This is a genomic window from Streptomyces sp. NPDC043738 (assembly GCF_056436545.1).
In genome coordinates this window covers 1-15,160 of sequence record NZ_JBWKCJ010000027.1, presented here as the reverse complement: position 1 = coordinate 15,160, position 15,160 = coordinate 1, and the positions used below count along the sequence as shown (strand labels likewise).

12 protein-coding genes, 1 tRNA gene and 1 pseudogene are annotated in these 15,160 nt (G+C 70.1%); 4 read left to right on the top strand and 10 right to left on the bottom strand.

Annotation, left to right across the window (positions count from 1 at the left end; all coding sequences use genetic code 11):
• Positions 1-7: 7 nt before the first annotated feature.
• On the bottom strand, positions 8-1,021 hold the full coding sequence (locus AC0680_RS28870) for an acyl-CoA desaturase (protein WP_478634339.1): 1,014 nt from the start codon (positions 1,019-1,021) through the stop codon (positions 8-10).
• A 303-nt stretch (positions 1,022-1,324) separates the two neighbouring features.
• Between AC0680_RS28870 and ppc the strand changes: the two genes are divergently transcribed.
• Entirely contained in the window at positions 1,325-4,090 is a 2,766-nt protein-coding gene (ppc, locus tag AC0680_RS28865; protein ID WP_478634336.1) for a phosphoenolpyruvate carboxylase, read from the top strand.
• Positions 4,091-4,201: 111 nt separating this feature from the next.
• Here ppc and AC0680_RS28860 read toward each other — a convergent pair whose 3' ends face one another.
• The 7 genes from AC0680_RS28860 to AC0680_RS28830 all read right to left on the bottom strand — a co-directional run bounded on the left by AC0680_RS28860 (position 4,202) and on the right by AC0680_RS28830 (position 9,874).
• The gene (locus AC0680_RS28860; RefSeq protein ID WP_478634333.1) at positions 4,202-4,723 is read right to left on the bottom strand and encodes a hypothetical protein; all 522 of its coding nucleotides are present in this window, start codon (positions 4,721-4,723) and stop codon (positions 4,202-4,204) included.
• A gap of 80 nt (positions 4,724-4,803) precedes the next feature.
• Positions 4,804-5,394 (bottom strand): aminoacyl-tRNA hydrolase, encoded by a 591-nt coding sequence (gene pth, locus AC0680_RS28855; protein WP_384440311.1) that lies wholly within the window; start codon positions 5,392-5,394, stop codon positions 4,804-4,806.
• Positions 5,395-5,507: 113 nt separating this feature from the next.
• The gene (locus AC0680_RS28850; RefSeq protein WP_478634330.1) at positions 5,508-6,101 is read right to left on the bottom strand and encodes a 50S ribosomal protein L25/general stress protein Ctc; all 594 of its coding nucleotides are present in this window, start codon (positions 6,099-6,101) and stop codon (positions 5,508-5,510) included.
• Positions 6,102-6,286: 185 nt separating this feature from the next.
• The gene (locus tag AC0680_RS28845) at positions 6,287-7,261 is read right to left on the bottom strand and encodes a ribose-phosphate diphosphokinase (protein ID WP_384440305.1); all 975 of its coding nucleotides are present in this window, start codon (positions 7,259-7,261) and stop codon (positions 6,287-6,289) included.
• Between the two features lie 75 nt (positions 7,262-7,336).
• A complete protein-coding gene (gene glmU, locus AC0680_RS28840) occupies positions 7,337-8,791 on the bottom strand; it encodes a bifunctional UDP-N-acetylglucosamine diphosphorylase/glucosamine-1-phosphate N-acetyltransferase GlmU (RefSeq protein WP_478634325.1) in 1,455 nt (484 codons plus the stop codon).
• A 118-nt stretch (positions 8,792-8,909) separates the two neighbouring features.
• Positions 8,910-8,984, bottom strand: a tRNA-Gln gene (locus AC0680_RS28835).
• Between the two features lie 29 nt (positions 8,985-9,013).
• A complete protein-coding gene (locus AC0680_RS28830; RefSeq protein WP_478634322.1) occupies positions 9,014-9,874 on the bottom strand; it encodes a hypothetical protein in 861 nt (286 codons plus the stop codon).
• A 156-nt stretch (positions 9,875-10,030) separates the two neighbouring features.
• On the opposite strand from AC0680_RS28830, the gene AC0680_RS28825 reads away from it, so the two are divergent.
• Positions 10,031-11,467: a sensor histidine kinase gene (locus AC0680_RS28825; RefSeq protein WP_478634319.1), complete on the top strand. Its 1,437-nt coding sequence runs from the start codon at positions 10,031-10,033 to the stop codon at positions 11,465-11,467.
• A gap of 60 nt (positions 11,468-11,527) precedes the next feature.
• On the opposite strand, the gene AC0680_RS28820 is transcribed toward AC0680_RS28825, so the two are convergent.
• Together AC0680_RS28820 and AC0680_RS28815 are read right to left on the bottom strand one after the other, a co-directional pair.
• Entirely contained in the window at positions 11,528-12,091 is a 564-nt protein-coding gene (locus tag AC0680_RS28820; RefSeq protein ID WP_478634316.1) for an SUKH-3 domain-containing protein, read from the bottom strand.
• A gap of 8 nt (positions 12,092-12,099) precedes the next feature.
• Entirely contained in the window at positions 12,100-12,612 is a 513-nt protein-coding gene (locus AC0680_RS28815) for a YwqJ-related putative deaminase (RefSeq protein ID WP_478634313.1), read from the bottom strand.
• 298 nt (positions 12,613-12,910) lie between these two features.
• Between AC0680_RS28815 and AC0680_RS28810 the strand changes: the two genes are divergently transcribed.
• Both AC0680_RS28810 and AC0680_RS28805 read left to right on the top strand, forming a co-directional pair.
• Complete coding sequence (locus AC0680_RS28810; RefSeq protein ID WP_478634311.1) at positions 12,911-13,918, top strand: SMI1/KNR4 family protein; 1,008 nt, start codon at positions 12,911-12,913, stop codon at positions 13,916-13,918.
• Between the two features lie 5 nt (positions 13,919-13,923).
• Positions 13,924-15,160 (top strand): annotated as a pseudogene (locus AC0680_RS28805) (SUKH-4 family immunity protein); the annotation flags it as partial.

Sequence of the window (15,160 nt, the reverse complement as noted above, 5' to 3'; positions counted from 1 at the left end):
TCCTCGACTACCGCGGGGAGGTACCCCCGGCGGCCATCTCCTTGCGGCGGGCGTCGATGCGGGAGGCGTTCGGCCACCGCACGTCGTACGCCCAGCCCGCCTTCTCGAACCAGCGGATCAGCCGGGCGCTGGAGTCCAGCTGCCCCTTCAGCACACCGTGCCGGGCGCACGTGGGGTCCGCGTGGTGCAGGTTGTGCCAGGACTCGCCGCAGGACAGCACCGCCAGCCACCAGACGTTGCCGGACCTGTCGCGGGACTTGAACGGGCGCTTGCCCACCGCGTGGCAGATGGAGTTGATCGACCACGTCACGTGGTGCAACAGCGCCACCCGCACCAGAGAGCCCCAGAAGAACGCGGTCAGCGCGCCCTGCCAGGACCACGTCACCAGACCGCCCACCAGCGGGGGGATCAGCAGCGACACCGTCGTCCACACCACGAACTGGCGGGAGATCGCACGCACCGCGTCGTCCTTGATCAGGTCCGGTGCGTACTTGTGCTGCGGGGTCTGCTCCTCGTCGAACATCCAGCCGATGTGAGCCCACCACAGGCCCTTCATCAGCGCGGGCACCGTCTCGCCGAAGCGCCACGGCGAGTGCGGGTCACCCTCGGCATCGGAGAACTTGTGGTGCTTGCGGTGATCGGCCACCCAGCGCACCAGCGGACCCTCCACCGCCAGCGACCCCATGATCGCCAGCGCGATCCGCAGCGGGCGCTTCGCCTTGAACGCGCCATGCGTGAAGTAGCGGTGGAAGCCGATCGTGATGCCGTGGCAGCCGATGTAGTACATCGCGATCATCAGGCCCAGATCCAGCCAGCTCACCCCCCAGCCCCAGGCCAGCGGCACCGCGGCCACCAGCGCCACGAACGGGACGGTGATGAAGAGCAGGAGCGTGATCTGCTCGAGCGACCTGCGCTGCTCGCCACCCAGCGTCGCGGACGGCAGCGGGCCACCGGCAGCCGGATCAACGGGCGAACCGGCAGGAATCGGTGATTCTTCTACGGCTTCAGGGCCAGCGGTCATGGTGTCCCTCGTCGGGGGCTCGGGGGCACGGCTACGGCTACGGGACCGTAACCTACGGTTTCGTAAGTATGGCAGCGACACCGCCACGGGCAAGGCCGTGACAGGCCTCACACCCACACCACCCGCCACAGATGCCCACCCATCGGACGGTGTGATCCGCTGACAGCGGGCAGATCTATCCTGGGCAACGTCGGACAGCGCGGTCCGCAACCCGCCCGCATCAGACCTGCCCACCCGTCGCCCGCCACCACCCCTCCGCGAGTCGCGGCGCGACGTCCCTGAATGCCGCAAGGAGCCGCACCAGTGAGCAGTGCCGACAACAACCCCGCCGAGATCACGCCCGCCGACAGCCCCGAAGCCGGCCCGAGCGACAACGTCGCCCTGCGCGCCGACATCCGCCGCCTCGGCGACCTCCTCGGCGAAACCCTCGTCCGGCAGGAAGGCCCCGACCTCCTCGACCTCGTCGAGCGGGTCCGCGCCCTGACCCGCTCCGACGGCGAGGCAGCGGCCCGCCTCCTGGGCGACACGGACCTGGCCACCGCCGCGAAGCTGGTACGCGCCTTCTCGACGTACTTCCACCTCGCCAACGTCACCGAGCAGGTCCACCGCGGCCGCGAGCTGCGCGCCCGCCGCGCCGCCGAGGGCGGCATCCTCGCCCGCACCGCCGACATGCTCAAGGACGCCGACCCCCAGCACCTCCGCGAGACCGCCCGCCACCTCGGCGTACGCCCCGTCTTCACCGCACACCCCACCGAGGCCGCCCGCCGCTCCGTCCTCACCAAGCTCCGCAAGGTCGCCGAACTCCTCGACCGCACCGACGCCACCGAGCGCCGCCGCGCCGACCTGCGCCTGGCCGAGAACATCGACCTCATCTGGCAGACCGACGAGCTGCGCGTCGCCCGCCCCGAGCCGACCGACGAAGCCCGCAACGCCATCTACTACCTCGACGAGCTGGGCCGCGGCGCCGTCGGCGACGTCCTCGAAGACCTCGCCGCCGAGCTGGAGCGCGCCGGCACCGAGCTGCCCCCCGGCACCCGCCCGCTCACCTTCGGCACCTGGATCGGCGGCGACCGCGACGGCAACCCCAACGTCACCCCCCAGGTCACCTGGGACGTCCTGATCCTCCAGCACGAGCACGGCATCACCGACGCCCTCGAACACGTCGACGAGCTCCGCGGCGCCCTGTCGAACTCCATCCGCAACTGCGGCGCCACCGACGAGCTGCTGGCCTCCCTCCAGCACGACCTCGAGCTGCTCCCCGAGATCAGCCCCCGCTACAAGCGCCTGAACAGCGAAGAGCCCTACCGCCTCAAGGCCACCTGCATCCGGCAGAAGCTCGTCAACACCCGCGACCGCCTCGCCGGCGACACCCCCCACGTCCCCGGCCGCGACTACCTCGGCACCGCCGAACTCCTCGACGACCTCACCCTCATCCAGACCTCGCTGCGCGCACACCGCGGCGGCCTGGTCGCCGACGGCCGCCTCGAACGCACCATCCGCACCATCGGCGCCTTCGGCCTGCAGCTCGCCACCATGGACGTCCGCGAACACGCCGACGCCCACCACCACGCCCTCGGCCAGCTCTTCGACCGCCTCGGCGAGGAGTCCTGGCGCTACGTGGACATGCCGCGCGACTACCGCCGCAAGCTCCTCGCCAAGGAACTGCGCTCCCGCCGCCCCCTGGCCCCCACCCCGGCACCCCTCGACGAAGCCGGCGCCAAGACCCTCGGCGTCTTCCGCACCATCGGCAAGGCCAAGAAGACCTTCGGCCCCGAGGTCGTCGAGTCCTACATCATCTCCATGTGCCAGGGCTCCGACGACGTCTTCGCCGCCGCCGTCCTCGCCCGCGAAGCCGGCCTGATCGACCTGCACGCCGGCTGGGCCAAGATCGGCATCGTCCCCCTGCTGGAGACCACCGACGAGCTCAAGATCGCCGACCAGCTGCTCGAGGAAATGCTCGCCGACCCCTCCTACCGCCGCCTGGTCGCCCTCAACGGCGACGTCCAGGAGGTCATGCTCGGCTACTCGGACTCCTCCAAGTTCGGCGGCATCACCACCTCCCAGTGGGAGATCCACCGCGCCCAGCGCCTGCTGCGCGACGTCGCCCACCGCCACGGCGTACGACTGCGCCTCTTCCACGGCCGCGGCGGCACCGTCGGCCGCGGCGGCGGCCCCTCCCACGACGCGATCCTCGCCCAGCCCTACGGCACCCTCGAAGGCGAGATCAAGGTCACCGAACAGGGCGAGGTCATCTCCGACAAGTACCTCGTGCCCTCCCTGGCCCGGGAGAACCTGGAGCTGACCGTCGCCGCCACCCTCCAGGCCTCCGCCCTGCACACCGCACCCCGCCAGTCCGACGAGGCCCTCGCCCGCTGGGACGCCGCCATGGAGACCGTCTCCGAGGCCGCCCACGGCGCCTACCGCCGGCTCGTGGAGGACCCCGACCTCCCCGCCTACTTCTTCGCCTCCACCCCCGTCGACCAGCTCGCCGAACTGCACCTGGGCTCCCGCCCCTCGCGCCGACCCGACTCCGGCGCCGGACTCGACGGCCTGCGCGCCATCCCCTGGGTCTTCGGCTGGACCCAGTCCCGCCAGATCGTCCCCGGCTGGTTCGGCGTCGGAACCGGCCTCAAGGCCGCCCGCGAAGCCGGACTCGACCCCGTCCTCGACGAGATGCACGAGCACTGGCACTTCTTCCGCAACTTCCTGTCCAACGTCGAGATGACACTGGCCAAGACCGACCTGCGGATCGCCCAGCACTACGTCGACACCCTCGTCCCCGACGACCTCAAGCACGTCTTCGACGTCATCAAGGCCGAGCACGAACTCACCGTCGCCGAAGTCCTGCGCATCACCGGAGAGAAGGAACTCCTCGACTCCAACCCCGTCCTCAAGCAGACCTTCCACATCCGCGACGCCTACCTCGACCCGATCTCCTACCTCCAGGTCTCCCTCCTGCACCGCCAGCGCACCGCCGCCGAACGCGGCGACGAAGCCGACCCCGTGCTGGCCCGCGCACTGCTGCTGACCGTCAACGGCGTCGCCGCCGGCCTGCGCAACACCGGCTGACCCCACCCCGCACACACGACGGCGGCCGGCCCCTCACCCGAGGAGCCGGCCGCCGTCGTCGCTATATCTGTCCGTTGGGTCAGGGCCGGACCGAGCCCCTACGCCACACACCTACATCGCGGCGAACGCCGCCCCCAGCAACACCGCCCCCAACAAACCCATCACCCACGCCGTACGCCGCATCCGCATCCCCCCGGCCACCACCAGCGCCGCCAGCAACAACGACCCCGCGAACGGCACCCACGCATGCAACACCCCCGCCGGCCCCGACCGCACCGCATGCGACGAACCCGGCTTGAGCACCACCTCGACCCGCTCGCCCTTGTCCGGCGCCGCCGCCTGCGCGATCGACACCTTCCGCGCCCCCCGGCCCTCCCCCTCCGGCACAAACGGACCCGTGCACCGCTCACCCGCACACGCCGACACCGTCATCACACCGCGCTCCCGCCCCTTGACGAGCATCGCGTACTGCGCCGTACCCCACGACGTCCACACACCCGCCACCAGCAGGAGCAACGCCAGCAGCCCCATCAACCCCGTCCGGGCGACGAGCAGCACCCCATAGGCACTCTCACCCACCCGCCGGGAACGGCTGCGTCTGACCGAACTCGTGCGCGTACTGCTTCTGGGCATGGCGGCGATCCTTGGCCATCCACCAGCGCCCGGTCAACCTCGGACAACAGTTCGTCAGACCCTGACCCGCACTGTCCCATTCACGTGTTGTACGTGCTCTGCGCCCGTTCCAACCCCTCCACGATCAACGTCTCCACCGCATCCGCCGCACGATCCACGAAGTAATCCAGCTCCCGGCGCTCCGCCGAACCGAAATCCTTCAACACGAAATCCGCCACCTGCATACGACCCGGCGGGCGCCCGATCCCGAAACGCACCCGGTGGTACTCCGCACCCAACGACTTCGTGATCGACTTCAGGCCGTTGTGACCGTTGTCACCGCCACCCAACTTCAGCCGCAGCGCACCGTAATCAATATCCAACTCATCATGAACCGCCACGATGTTGGCCACCGGGACCTTGTAGAAATCCCGCAACGCCGTCGTCGGCCCACCCGACAGATTCATGAACGACAACGGCTTCGCCACCACCACCCGGCGACTGCCCGGCCCCGGCGGACCGATCCGACCCTCCACCACCTGCGCCCGAGCCTTGTGCGCCTTGAAACGCCCACCCATGCGCTCGGCCAGCAGATCCGCCACCATGAAACCCACATTGTGGCGATTGGCCGCGTACTCCGGCCCGGGATTCCCCAGCCCCACCACGAGCCAGGGACCGTCTGCGTCCGTCATCTCCACATCTCCTTGCGCCAGGCCAGTGCGGCAGGCCATTGAAACAACCCAACCGCCGCCCCGCGCCACAACGGCACAGGACAGCGGTTGGAAAAGCAGCTACGAGGCGAGGATCAGGCCTCGGCGCCCTCGGCCTCACCCTCGGCGGCCTCCTCGGCCGGAGCCTCGGCCTGCGCCGACACGACCTGCAGCACCACAGCGTCGTCCTCGACGGCCAGCGAGACACCCGACGGCAGGGTGATGTCCTTGGCCTGCACCGACGAACCGGCGTCCAGACCCGCGACGGAGACCGTGACCGACTCCGGGATGTGGGTGGCCTCGGCCTCGACCGGCAGGGTGTTCAGCACGTGCTCGAGCAGGTTGCCACCCGGGGCCAGCTCGCCCTCGGTCTGGATCGGCAGCTCGACGGTGACCTTCTCGCCCTTCTTCACGGCCAGGAAGTCCACGTGCACCAGGAACCGGCGGATCGCCTCACGCTGCACGGCCTTGGGGATGACCAGCTCGCTCTTGCCGTCGAACTCCAGACGCAGCAGCGCGTTCGGGGTCTTCAGGGCCATCATCAGCGCGTGGCTGTCCACGGCGACGTGCTGCGGCTCCGCACCGTGACCGTAGATGACACCGGGAACCTTCGCCTCACGACGCAGACGGCGGGCAGCACCCTTACCGAAGTCGTTCCGGACCTCACCGGCAAGCTTGATCTCAGCCATAACAGCACTCCTCGTATCGCAGAAACATCTGGTGGGCGTCACCCGGCCCACGACAGACCTGCTACGAAGAGCGCGTCGATAACGGACAGCCACCACAAAAGGGCGGCCTCCCTCGCCGAGCAACTCCACGAGTCTACCCGGCCGGAAGGCCGCCCCAAAGTCGATCAATCAGTACGACAGATCGCTCACTGCTCGTCGAACAGACTCGTCACCGAGCCGTCCTCGAAGACCTCACGCAGCGCCCGCGCGATCGTCGGCGCCATCGACAGCACCGTGATCTTGTCCAGCTCCAGCTCGGACGGCGTGGGCAGCGTGTTGGTGAACACGAACTCGCTCACCTTCGAGTTCTTCAGCCGGTCCGCCGCCGGACCCGACAGCACACCGTGCGTCGCCGTCACGATGACATCCGCCGCACCATTGGCGAACAGCGCATCGGCCGCGGCACAGATCGTGCCACCGGTGTCGATCATGTCGTCGACCAGGACACACACCCGGCCCTCCACATCACCGACGACCTCATGGACCGTGACCTGATTCGCCACGTCCTTGTCCCGGCGCTTGTGGACGATGGCCAGCGGCGCACCCAGCCGGTCGCACCAGCGGTCGGCGACCCGCACCCGGCCCGCATCCGGAGAGACGACCGTGAGCTTGTCGCGATCCACCTTCGCACCCACATAGTCCGCGAGAACCGGCAGCGCGAAAAGGTGATCCACCGGACCGTCGAAGAAGCCCATGATCTGGTCCGTGTGCAGATCCACCGTCACCACACGGTCCGCACCCGCGGTCTTCATCAAATCCGCGATCAGCCGCGCCGAAATCGGCTCACGGCCACGGTGCTTCTTGTCCTGACGCGCATAGCCATAGAACGGCACGACCACCGTGATGCTGCGAGCGGAAGCCCGCTTCAACGCATCAATCATGATCAGCTGCTCCATGATCCACTTATTGATCGGAGCCGTGTGGCTCTGAATCAAGAAGCAATCCGCACCACGCGCGGACTCCTGATAGCGGACATAGATCTCACCGTTGGCGAAGTCGAAAGCCTTCGTCGGGACCAGGCCGACACCCAGCTGATGCGCGACCTCCTCCGCCAGCTCGGGGTGGGCGCGGCCGGAGAAGAGCATCAGCTTCTTCTCGCCGGTCGTCTTGATCCCGGTCACAGCAAATCTCCTCGAATCACAGTTTGCGTGCGCTCATCACGGTACGCCCCGCACGACGCACCCGTTGCACGATCACTACTCGCCCTCAGGCTCCCGGCGAGCAGCCGAAGCGGCCTGCGCGGCGGCGCTTCCGGGCCGCTTCCGCGCGACCCAACCCTCGATATTCCGCTGCTGGCCACGCGCGACCGCCAGCGAACCCGGGGGCACATCCTTGGTGATGACCGAGCCGGCCGCCGTATAAGCGCCGTCCCCGATCGTGACAGGAGCCACAAACATGTTGTCCGACCCCGTCCGGCAATGCGAACCGACGGTCGTGTGGTGCTTGGCCTCACCGTCATAATTCACGAACACGCTCGCCGCGCCAATATTGGTGAAGTCACCAATCGTCGCGTCCCCCACATACGACAGATGCGGAACCTTCGTCCCCTCGCCGATCGACGCGTTCTTCATCTCCACATACGCGCCGGCCTTCGACTTCGGACCAAGATCCGTCCCCGGCCGCAGATACGCATAGGGACCGACATTCGCCCCCGCACCGATACGCGCACCCTCCGCGACCGTGAACGACACCACGGCACCCGCGCCGACCGCCGTATCCGTCAGCCGCGCATGCGGACCCACCTCGGCGCCAGTGGCGACACTCGTGGCCCCCAGCAGCTGCGTCCCCGGGTGGATCGTCGCGTCCTGCTCGAACACGACCGACACGTCGACGAACGTCGAGGCCGGGTCGACGACCGTCACACCGGCCAGCATCGCCCGCTCCAGCAACCGCTCGTTCAGCAGCCGACGGGCCTCGGCCAGCTGCACCCGGTTGTTGATCCCGAGGATCTCGCGGTGATCGCCGGCCACGGCCGCACCCACCCGGTGCCCCGCCTCCCGCACGATCCCCAGCACATCGGTCAGGTACTCCTCGCCCTGACTGTTGTCCGTGCGCACCTTGCCCAGCGCATCGACCAGCAGCCGGGCGTCGAAGGCGAACACCCCGGAGTTGATCTCCCGGATCGCCCGCTGGGCGTCGCTCGCGTCCTTGTGCTCCACGATCGCCGTCACCGCGCCGGTGTCCGCGTCGCGCACGATCCGGCCGTAGCCGGTCGCATCCGGCACCTCGGCGGAGAGCACGGTCACCGCGTTCTTGTCCGCGGCATGGGTGTCACCGAGCCGCCGGAGGGTCTCGCCGGTCAGCAGCGGGGTGTCGCCGCAGACCACGATCACGGTGCCGTCGAGGACGACACCGCTGCCGCTCAGCTCCTCCAGTGCCGTACGGACGGCGTGGCCGGTGCCCTTCTGCTCGTGCTGCACGGCGGTGCGCACGTCCGGGTCGATCCCGGCGAGGTGCGCCTGCACCTGCTCACGGGCGTGGCCGACGACCACGACGAGGTTCTGGGGGTCCAGCTCACGGGAGGCGGCGACGACATGCCCGACGAGGGAGCGGCCGCAGAGGGCGTGCAGGACCTTTGGGGTCGCCGACTTCATGCGGGTGCCCTCACCCGCTGCGAGAACGACGACGGCTGCCGGGCGGTTGGCGCTCACGGGGATGCCCTTCGGCTTCTTGGCTACTTCGGGTGGTGGTCATCCGAAGGATACCGGGGCGTATTGCGGCCGAAACGACAGCGGGTCCTGATCTTGCGATCAGGACCCGAACTTTGCTTGGCTCCCTCGCCAGGACTCGAACCTGGAATAATCGGACCAAAACCGACAGTGTTGCCAATTACACCACGAGGGAGTGCATAAGTGGCCAAACCGGACATCTCGTCAGGTTGATCGCCGCTCGGCACCCAACACTATGCCGTACCACCAGCCTTCAATGCGACGGTATAGGTCAGCGCCGTCCATGACGCGCACCACCAGGCAGCCTCGGTACGTCTCGCCTACGTTCTTCCGGTTGGTCTTCGGGTTGTGCTTCTTGAGCGTTGTCTTGGCCAGGGCGGATGTCTCAATTCCGACCAGCTGCGCCCAGTACCGCTCCGCCGCTTCGACGTCTGCGGTCTCGTGGATGTGCACGCGAAACTGCAGGCGTTCCGGCTCGACGCCGAGAACGGTCAGCCAGGCGAGGTAGGTCCTGATCATGCCCGGGTCGCTGTTGATGAACGTGACGCGTTCCGCTGGATTGTGGGGCTTGCTCTTCGCTCCTTCGGACCAGTAGAGCCCGACGCCGATCAGGAAAAGCTCTCGGTCGGAGAGCTGGCCGATTTCGTCGGCTGCGACCCTCTTCGTCTCCTGTCGCTCCTCCTCGCGGCGCCTCATCGTCGCCTCCCAGCCGCGCCGGGCGATCGCCGACGCCTCCTCGCGGCTGCGCTTGCGCTCCGGCTTCGGCAGATCCCGTACCCACAGCGAGATCGAGCTCTTCGAGCAGCCCAGTTCGACCTGGATCTGGTCATAGGTCCGGCCCTGTTTGCGCAGCTCACGGGCCTTCTCGCGCAGGTCGTCCTTGGCGTTGGGGCGCTTGGTCCACTCCGGGGCCGGTACGCCTTCCAGGAGGCGATTGAGGATGTCGTTGTTGTGGACGTGCAGTCGGTCGCGGATCTGGCGGCGGCTGAGGCCGGCGCGGCGGAGGGCGACGGCCTGGTGGCGTAACGCCTCGTGGTCGGGGGGTTCCCGATGGGTGTTCGGCATGGGAACAGGGTGTCGCTCGCGTGGGTCGGAAAGGGTCAAAAATGTGGGCGATTCAACACTTCGGGGGATAACCGGCGGTTACGGCTGGTAATGGGCCAGAACTGTGCTGGGGAACTCGGCGGGGGATCCCGCGCGGGCGCCCGTACGCTGGTCGGTATGACCGCGACGGGGGCAAGTGAAGGTGTGGGCGCGCGGGGTGCGCCGGTGACGGGGCCGTGGTGGTGGGCCCGGCGGCGCAGTGCCGTACTGGACGTGTTGCTGGCGGTGGCCTCGGGCCTTGAGTGCATGTTCGAGGGTGTGCGGTTTGCGCAGGAGGCGCAGCTGCCGGAGTTGCTCGGGATGTTCTTCGGCCTGGTGGCGGGGCCGGTGCTGCTGGTGCGTCGGCGGTGGCCGGTGGCGGTGGTGCTGGTTTCGATAGCGGTGATGCCTGCGGAGATGGGCGGGCTGCTGAGTGTGGTGGGGCTGTACACGCTTGCCGCGTCGGATGTGCCGCGTCGGATTACGGCGTTGCTGGCGGGGATGACCGTGGCGGGGACGTTGGTGACGACGTTCCTCAGCATGCGGCAGGACATCGCGGCGCAGGAGGACTTCAATCCGCCGGTGTGGTTCGTGCCGGCGATGTCGCTGGCGGTGGGCCTGGTGCTGACGGCGCCGCCGGTGTTGTGGGGGTTGTACGTCGGGGCGCGGCGGCGGTTGGTGGAGAGTCTGCGGGAGCGGGCGGACGGTCTGGAGCGGGAGCTGTCGCTGCTGGCGGACCGGGCCGAGGAGCGGGCGGAGTGGGCGCGTAACGAGGAGCGGACGCGGATCGCGCGGGAGATGCACGACGTGGTGGCGCACCGGGTGAGTCTGATGGTGGTGCATGCGGCCGCGTTGCAGGCGGTGGCGTTGAAGGATCCGGAGAAGGCGTCGAAGAACGCGGGCCTGGTGGGCGACATGGGGCGGCAGGCGCTGACGGAGCTGCGGGAGATGCTGGGGGTGCTGCGGACGGCCGAGGGTTCGGCGGTGCGTGGCGGTGTGGGGTCGGATGCGCCGGAGCGGTTGGCGGCGGTGGCTTCGCGGGCGCGGCTGAAGGCGGAGCCGGATGCGGCGGAGTCGGGGGCCGGGGCGCGGATGGCGGCTCCGGTGCGGCCTGCGGGGGCGGCGGAGACCGCAGCGGAGGTGGACCCTGAGGGGCCGTGTCTGGCCGATCTGGGGGTTTTGGTGGGGGAGTCCCGGACGGCCGGGATGGTGGTGGAGCTGTCGGTGGAGGGGGCCGGCGAGGGGGAGTCGGCTGCTGGGCGCCGGTATGGGGCGCGGGTGGAGCAGACGGTGTACCGGGTGGTTCAGGAAGCGCTGACGAATGTGCACAAGCACGCGCCGGGTGCGCGGGCGCGGGTGCGGCTGGCGCATCGGGAGGGTGAGCTGGCGGTGCAGGTGGAGAACGGGCCGTGTGAGGGCGGTGCGGCGGATGCGGGTCTGCCGAGCGGCGGCAACGGGCTGGTGGGGATGCGGGAGCGGGTGACGGCGCTGGGGGGCGTGTTCGTCTCGGGTCCGACGGAGGCGGGTGGCTTCCGGGTGTCGGCGGTGGTGCCTGCTCCGGTTGCGGCCGGGTGAGTCCTCGTACCTGGTGGGCGTGGTCGCGTTCGTCGGGCGGTGTGCCCGGCGGGTGGTGGGTCAGCCGCTGCTCGGTGGGGTGATTCCCAGGCGGCTGGGCCGTGTGCCGAGTACGAGGGTGCCCAGTGCGGTGTCGATGTCGGCTCCGAGGTACCAGTCGCCGGTGTGGTCGAGGCTGTAGACGCGGCCTTCGGTGTCGATGGCGAGGGTGGCCTGGCTGTAGGTGGTGCCGTCGGGGCCGGGGAGTTCTTCGCGGCCCAGGGGGGCGACGTCGGTTTCCAGGGCGCGTCCGAGGTCGCCGAGGGTGCGGGCGAGGTGGAGTCCGTGCAGGGGGTCGAGGGTGAAGGGGGTGGGGGCGATGTGCCTGCCGGGTCCGGGTCCGGCGATGCGCAGGCCGCCGAATTCGGCCCAGGCTTCGACGGCGGCGGGGAAGACGGTGTGGCGGTGGCCGGCGGGGGAGGTGTGGGCGCGGAGGGTGTCGGCCCAGTGTTCGGCCTGCTTTATGTCCCAGCGGCCGGGTTGCCAGCCGGCGTCTTGGAGGGCGACGTCGACGGCGGCGGGGAAGCGGGTGGAGCCGGTGCGGTCGTGGGTGGGGGTGCGGGGGCCGGGGGTGGTGGGCGGCATGGTGGCGGTCAGCTTCCTGTGGGCGTCGCGCCGATGGGCATGACGCCGAAGTGGGCGAGGAGTGCGTCGCAGGAGCGGCAGGGCGGGGCGTAGCTGCCGTGCTGGGGGTCGCCGTCCTCGCGGATGTGGCGTGCGGTGATCTTGGAGTGTTTCAGGGAGCGGCGGGCTTCGCCGTTGGTGAGGGGTTTGCGGGCGGCTCGTTTGGAGCGGTTGGCCTCGACGGCGGTGAGGTGGCGGGAGAGCAGGACGGCTTCGGGACATCGTCCGGTGAAGCGTTCGCGCTGTGCGGTGGGGAGGGCGTCGAGGAAGTCCTGGACGAGGGGGTGCAGTGCGGGGGGCTGTTCGGCCTTGCTCGCGGTGCAGGTGAGGGTGTGTCCGCGTACGGACAATGCGGCGCCGATGGTGGGGAGGATGCCGTCGCGTCGGTGGTGGAGGGCGGGCGCGCGATGGGTGTCGGCGGTGCCGCTCCAGCCGATGCGGGGGTCTCCGGTGTCGGTGCCGTGGCGTGCAGTGGTGCTCATGGTGGTGTGCGTTTCCCTCCCTGCAATCCCCCGGTTTGCGGGGGTCAGCCTGCCAAATGTGCTGGGTGTTCCGGTAGTCGGACGCACTGTCGGTGATCTCACGGGGGGCTGACGGGGTGTCGGTTCGTGGATAACGGGGCTGGTGGGCGGGGTGGTGCGCGGGGGCTGTGGGGGTGGTGGGCCGGCGGGTGACGTCGGTGTGTCGCCGTGCTGACGTGCGAGGGCGGGGGCGCGGGAGGGTGTTGCGGTACGGCATAGGCTGTGCCCCAAAGCCAGCTTCAGCCAGGGGGCAACCGCGATGACGACAGGTCGGCCAGGGCTGGGGGTACCACCCGGCCCCCAGGCGGCGGGACGTGCCGCGCCACCGAATTCGGCCTATGCCGGGCAGGTCGTGCATTTTCCGGACCCGGTCCGTGCCGCGCGGTATCCCGCGGGGGTGCGGGTGGACGGGCAGGGCTTCGCGGAGTTCACGCCGTATGCGCGTGCCGCGGCGGAGATCGCCGAGCCGCCGGAGGGGTTCGGGGTCGACGAGCTGCGGTTGACCGACTATGTGTCGGCGAATGCCGCGCTGCATGCGCAGGGCCACGAGCTGTGGATAGATGTGCCGGCGGTGGCGACGCCGCATGGTTGGACCTGGCATCACGTGGCCGGTACGCGGCGGATGGAGCTGGTGCCGGTCGAGGTCAAGGCGCTGTTGCGGCATCACGGTGGGCTGGCGACGGCTCCGGTGGCGCACGACAAGCGGGGTACCCGGCCGTTGCAGGAGACCCGGCCGGTGCACTTCGGGTTGCCGCACCGCGATCTGTCGGTGGGTGAGGAGCAGGTGGTGCAGGCCGAGGAGGCGCTGGGCTATCGCCTGCCGGGTGCCTACCGCTCGTTTTTGAAGGCGGCGGGCGGGTGTGCGCCGGTGGGTGCGGCGCTGGACGCGGAGCTGGGGCTGCTGGTCGACCAGCCGTTCTTCACGGTGCGCGATGACGCGGCCGTCAATGATCTGGTCTATGTGAACAAGTGTCTGCGGGACCACTTCACCAAGGACTATCTGGGTGTGGCGTTCGTGCAGGGCGGTGTGGTCGCGGTGAAGGTGCGTGGCGAGGCGCTCGGCTCGGTGTGGTTCTGCCCGTATGACGATGCGCGGGATCAGGACGGCTGGTCGGTGCAGGAGCGGGTGGAGCGGCTGTTGTTGCCGTGTGGCGCGGATTTCGATGAGTTTCTGCAGCGGTTGGCGGGCAATCCGCCGGAGCTGGAGACCGTGGCGAACCTGATGGTGGACGGCGGTTTCGCGTACGCGGTGCCGGTGGGGGGTTGAGCGCGATGGTGACGTTTGCGCAGGCGCAGGAGCGCGCCGAGCGGTGGGTGAACGGCGATGTGCCGGCTCCGCAGCACCGTGAGGTGCGGGTGCGGGAGTTCGATCTGGGCTTTGTGGCCTGGGCCGAGGACCGGGAGGGTGGTCCGGCGACGGAGGGCGGCCGGGCCCGGTTGGTGATCGCGCGGGACAGTGGTGAGACGACGCTGTGGCCGGGGCTGCCGGTGGGTGAGGTGATCCGGCGGTACGAGGAGGAGTACGGCGCTTCGGTGGACGGAGGGCGCGGTGTGGCCGAGCCGGCGCCGCAGCGGATCGATCTGGAGGCCACGTCGTTTCTGCTGACGCCGCCGGAGTGGTTGCAGCAGGCGGCGGATGCGATCGGTGTCCCGGACCGGCGGGGCGGGGGTGCGGAGCCGGCCGCGTCGGTTCCTCCGCCGGCCGCGTCCCCTGAGCCGGCGCCGTCGGCGCCGGCGGTTCCTTCGGCGTCGGACGCCTGGGCCGAGGTGAGTGTCAACGCTGCCGACGGCGGGGTCGCGCAGACCGGTGCGGATGCGGTGGAGGCGGGCCCGGCGCCGGCCGCTGCCGGTTCCGTTGGTTCCGGTGGGGACGCGACGCCGTGGGCGGCGGCGGACACGACGGGGTCGGACGCGGGGTCGCGGGACCGTTCGGTGGGGCTGCCCGAGACGGTGTTCGCGCCGCCGCTGGCCGGTTACGACGCGGAGGACGACGCTCCGGCCGCGCCGCGTGCGCGCCCTGAGGCGAAGACCGAGCTGCTGCACGGCGGCAGTCAGTTGCCCCGTACGCAGGTGTCGCCCGCGCTGGAGCTGCCGGACGGGGCCGGGCCGGGCGGTGGTCCGGACGGTCAGGGGCGGCCGGCGGGTGGGCCTGGTGGTGCGCCGCTGCCCCCGCCGATGCCGTCGGCGCCGCCCGCGGCCGCGGGGCTGCCGAATCTGCCGCCGCCGTCGGGGCCGCCGGTCGCCGATGTGCCTCCCCCGCCGGGTGCCGGTGCGCCGGGTGCGTCCGGTCCCGGGGCGCCGCCTGCTCCTGCGCCTGCGCCGCCCGCGGGCGGTGGGGTGCATGCCGCGGCGACGATGCTGGCCGACGGCTCGTCGCTGCCGGGTAACGCCGCGGCGGGTCCGCCGCCGCCTCCGGGTGCGGGGGGGGGGGGGGGGGGGGGGGGGGGGGGGGGGGGGGGGGGGGAGGAGGGGGGGGGGGGGGGGGGGGAGGGAGAGGCAGACGCGAGAG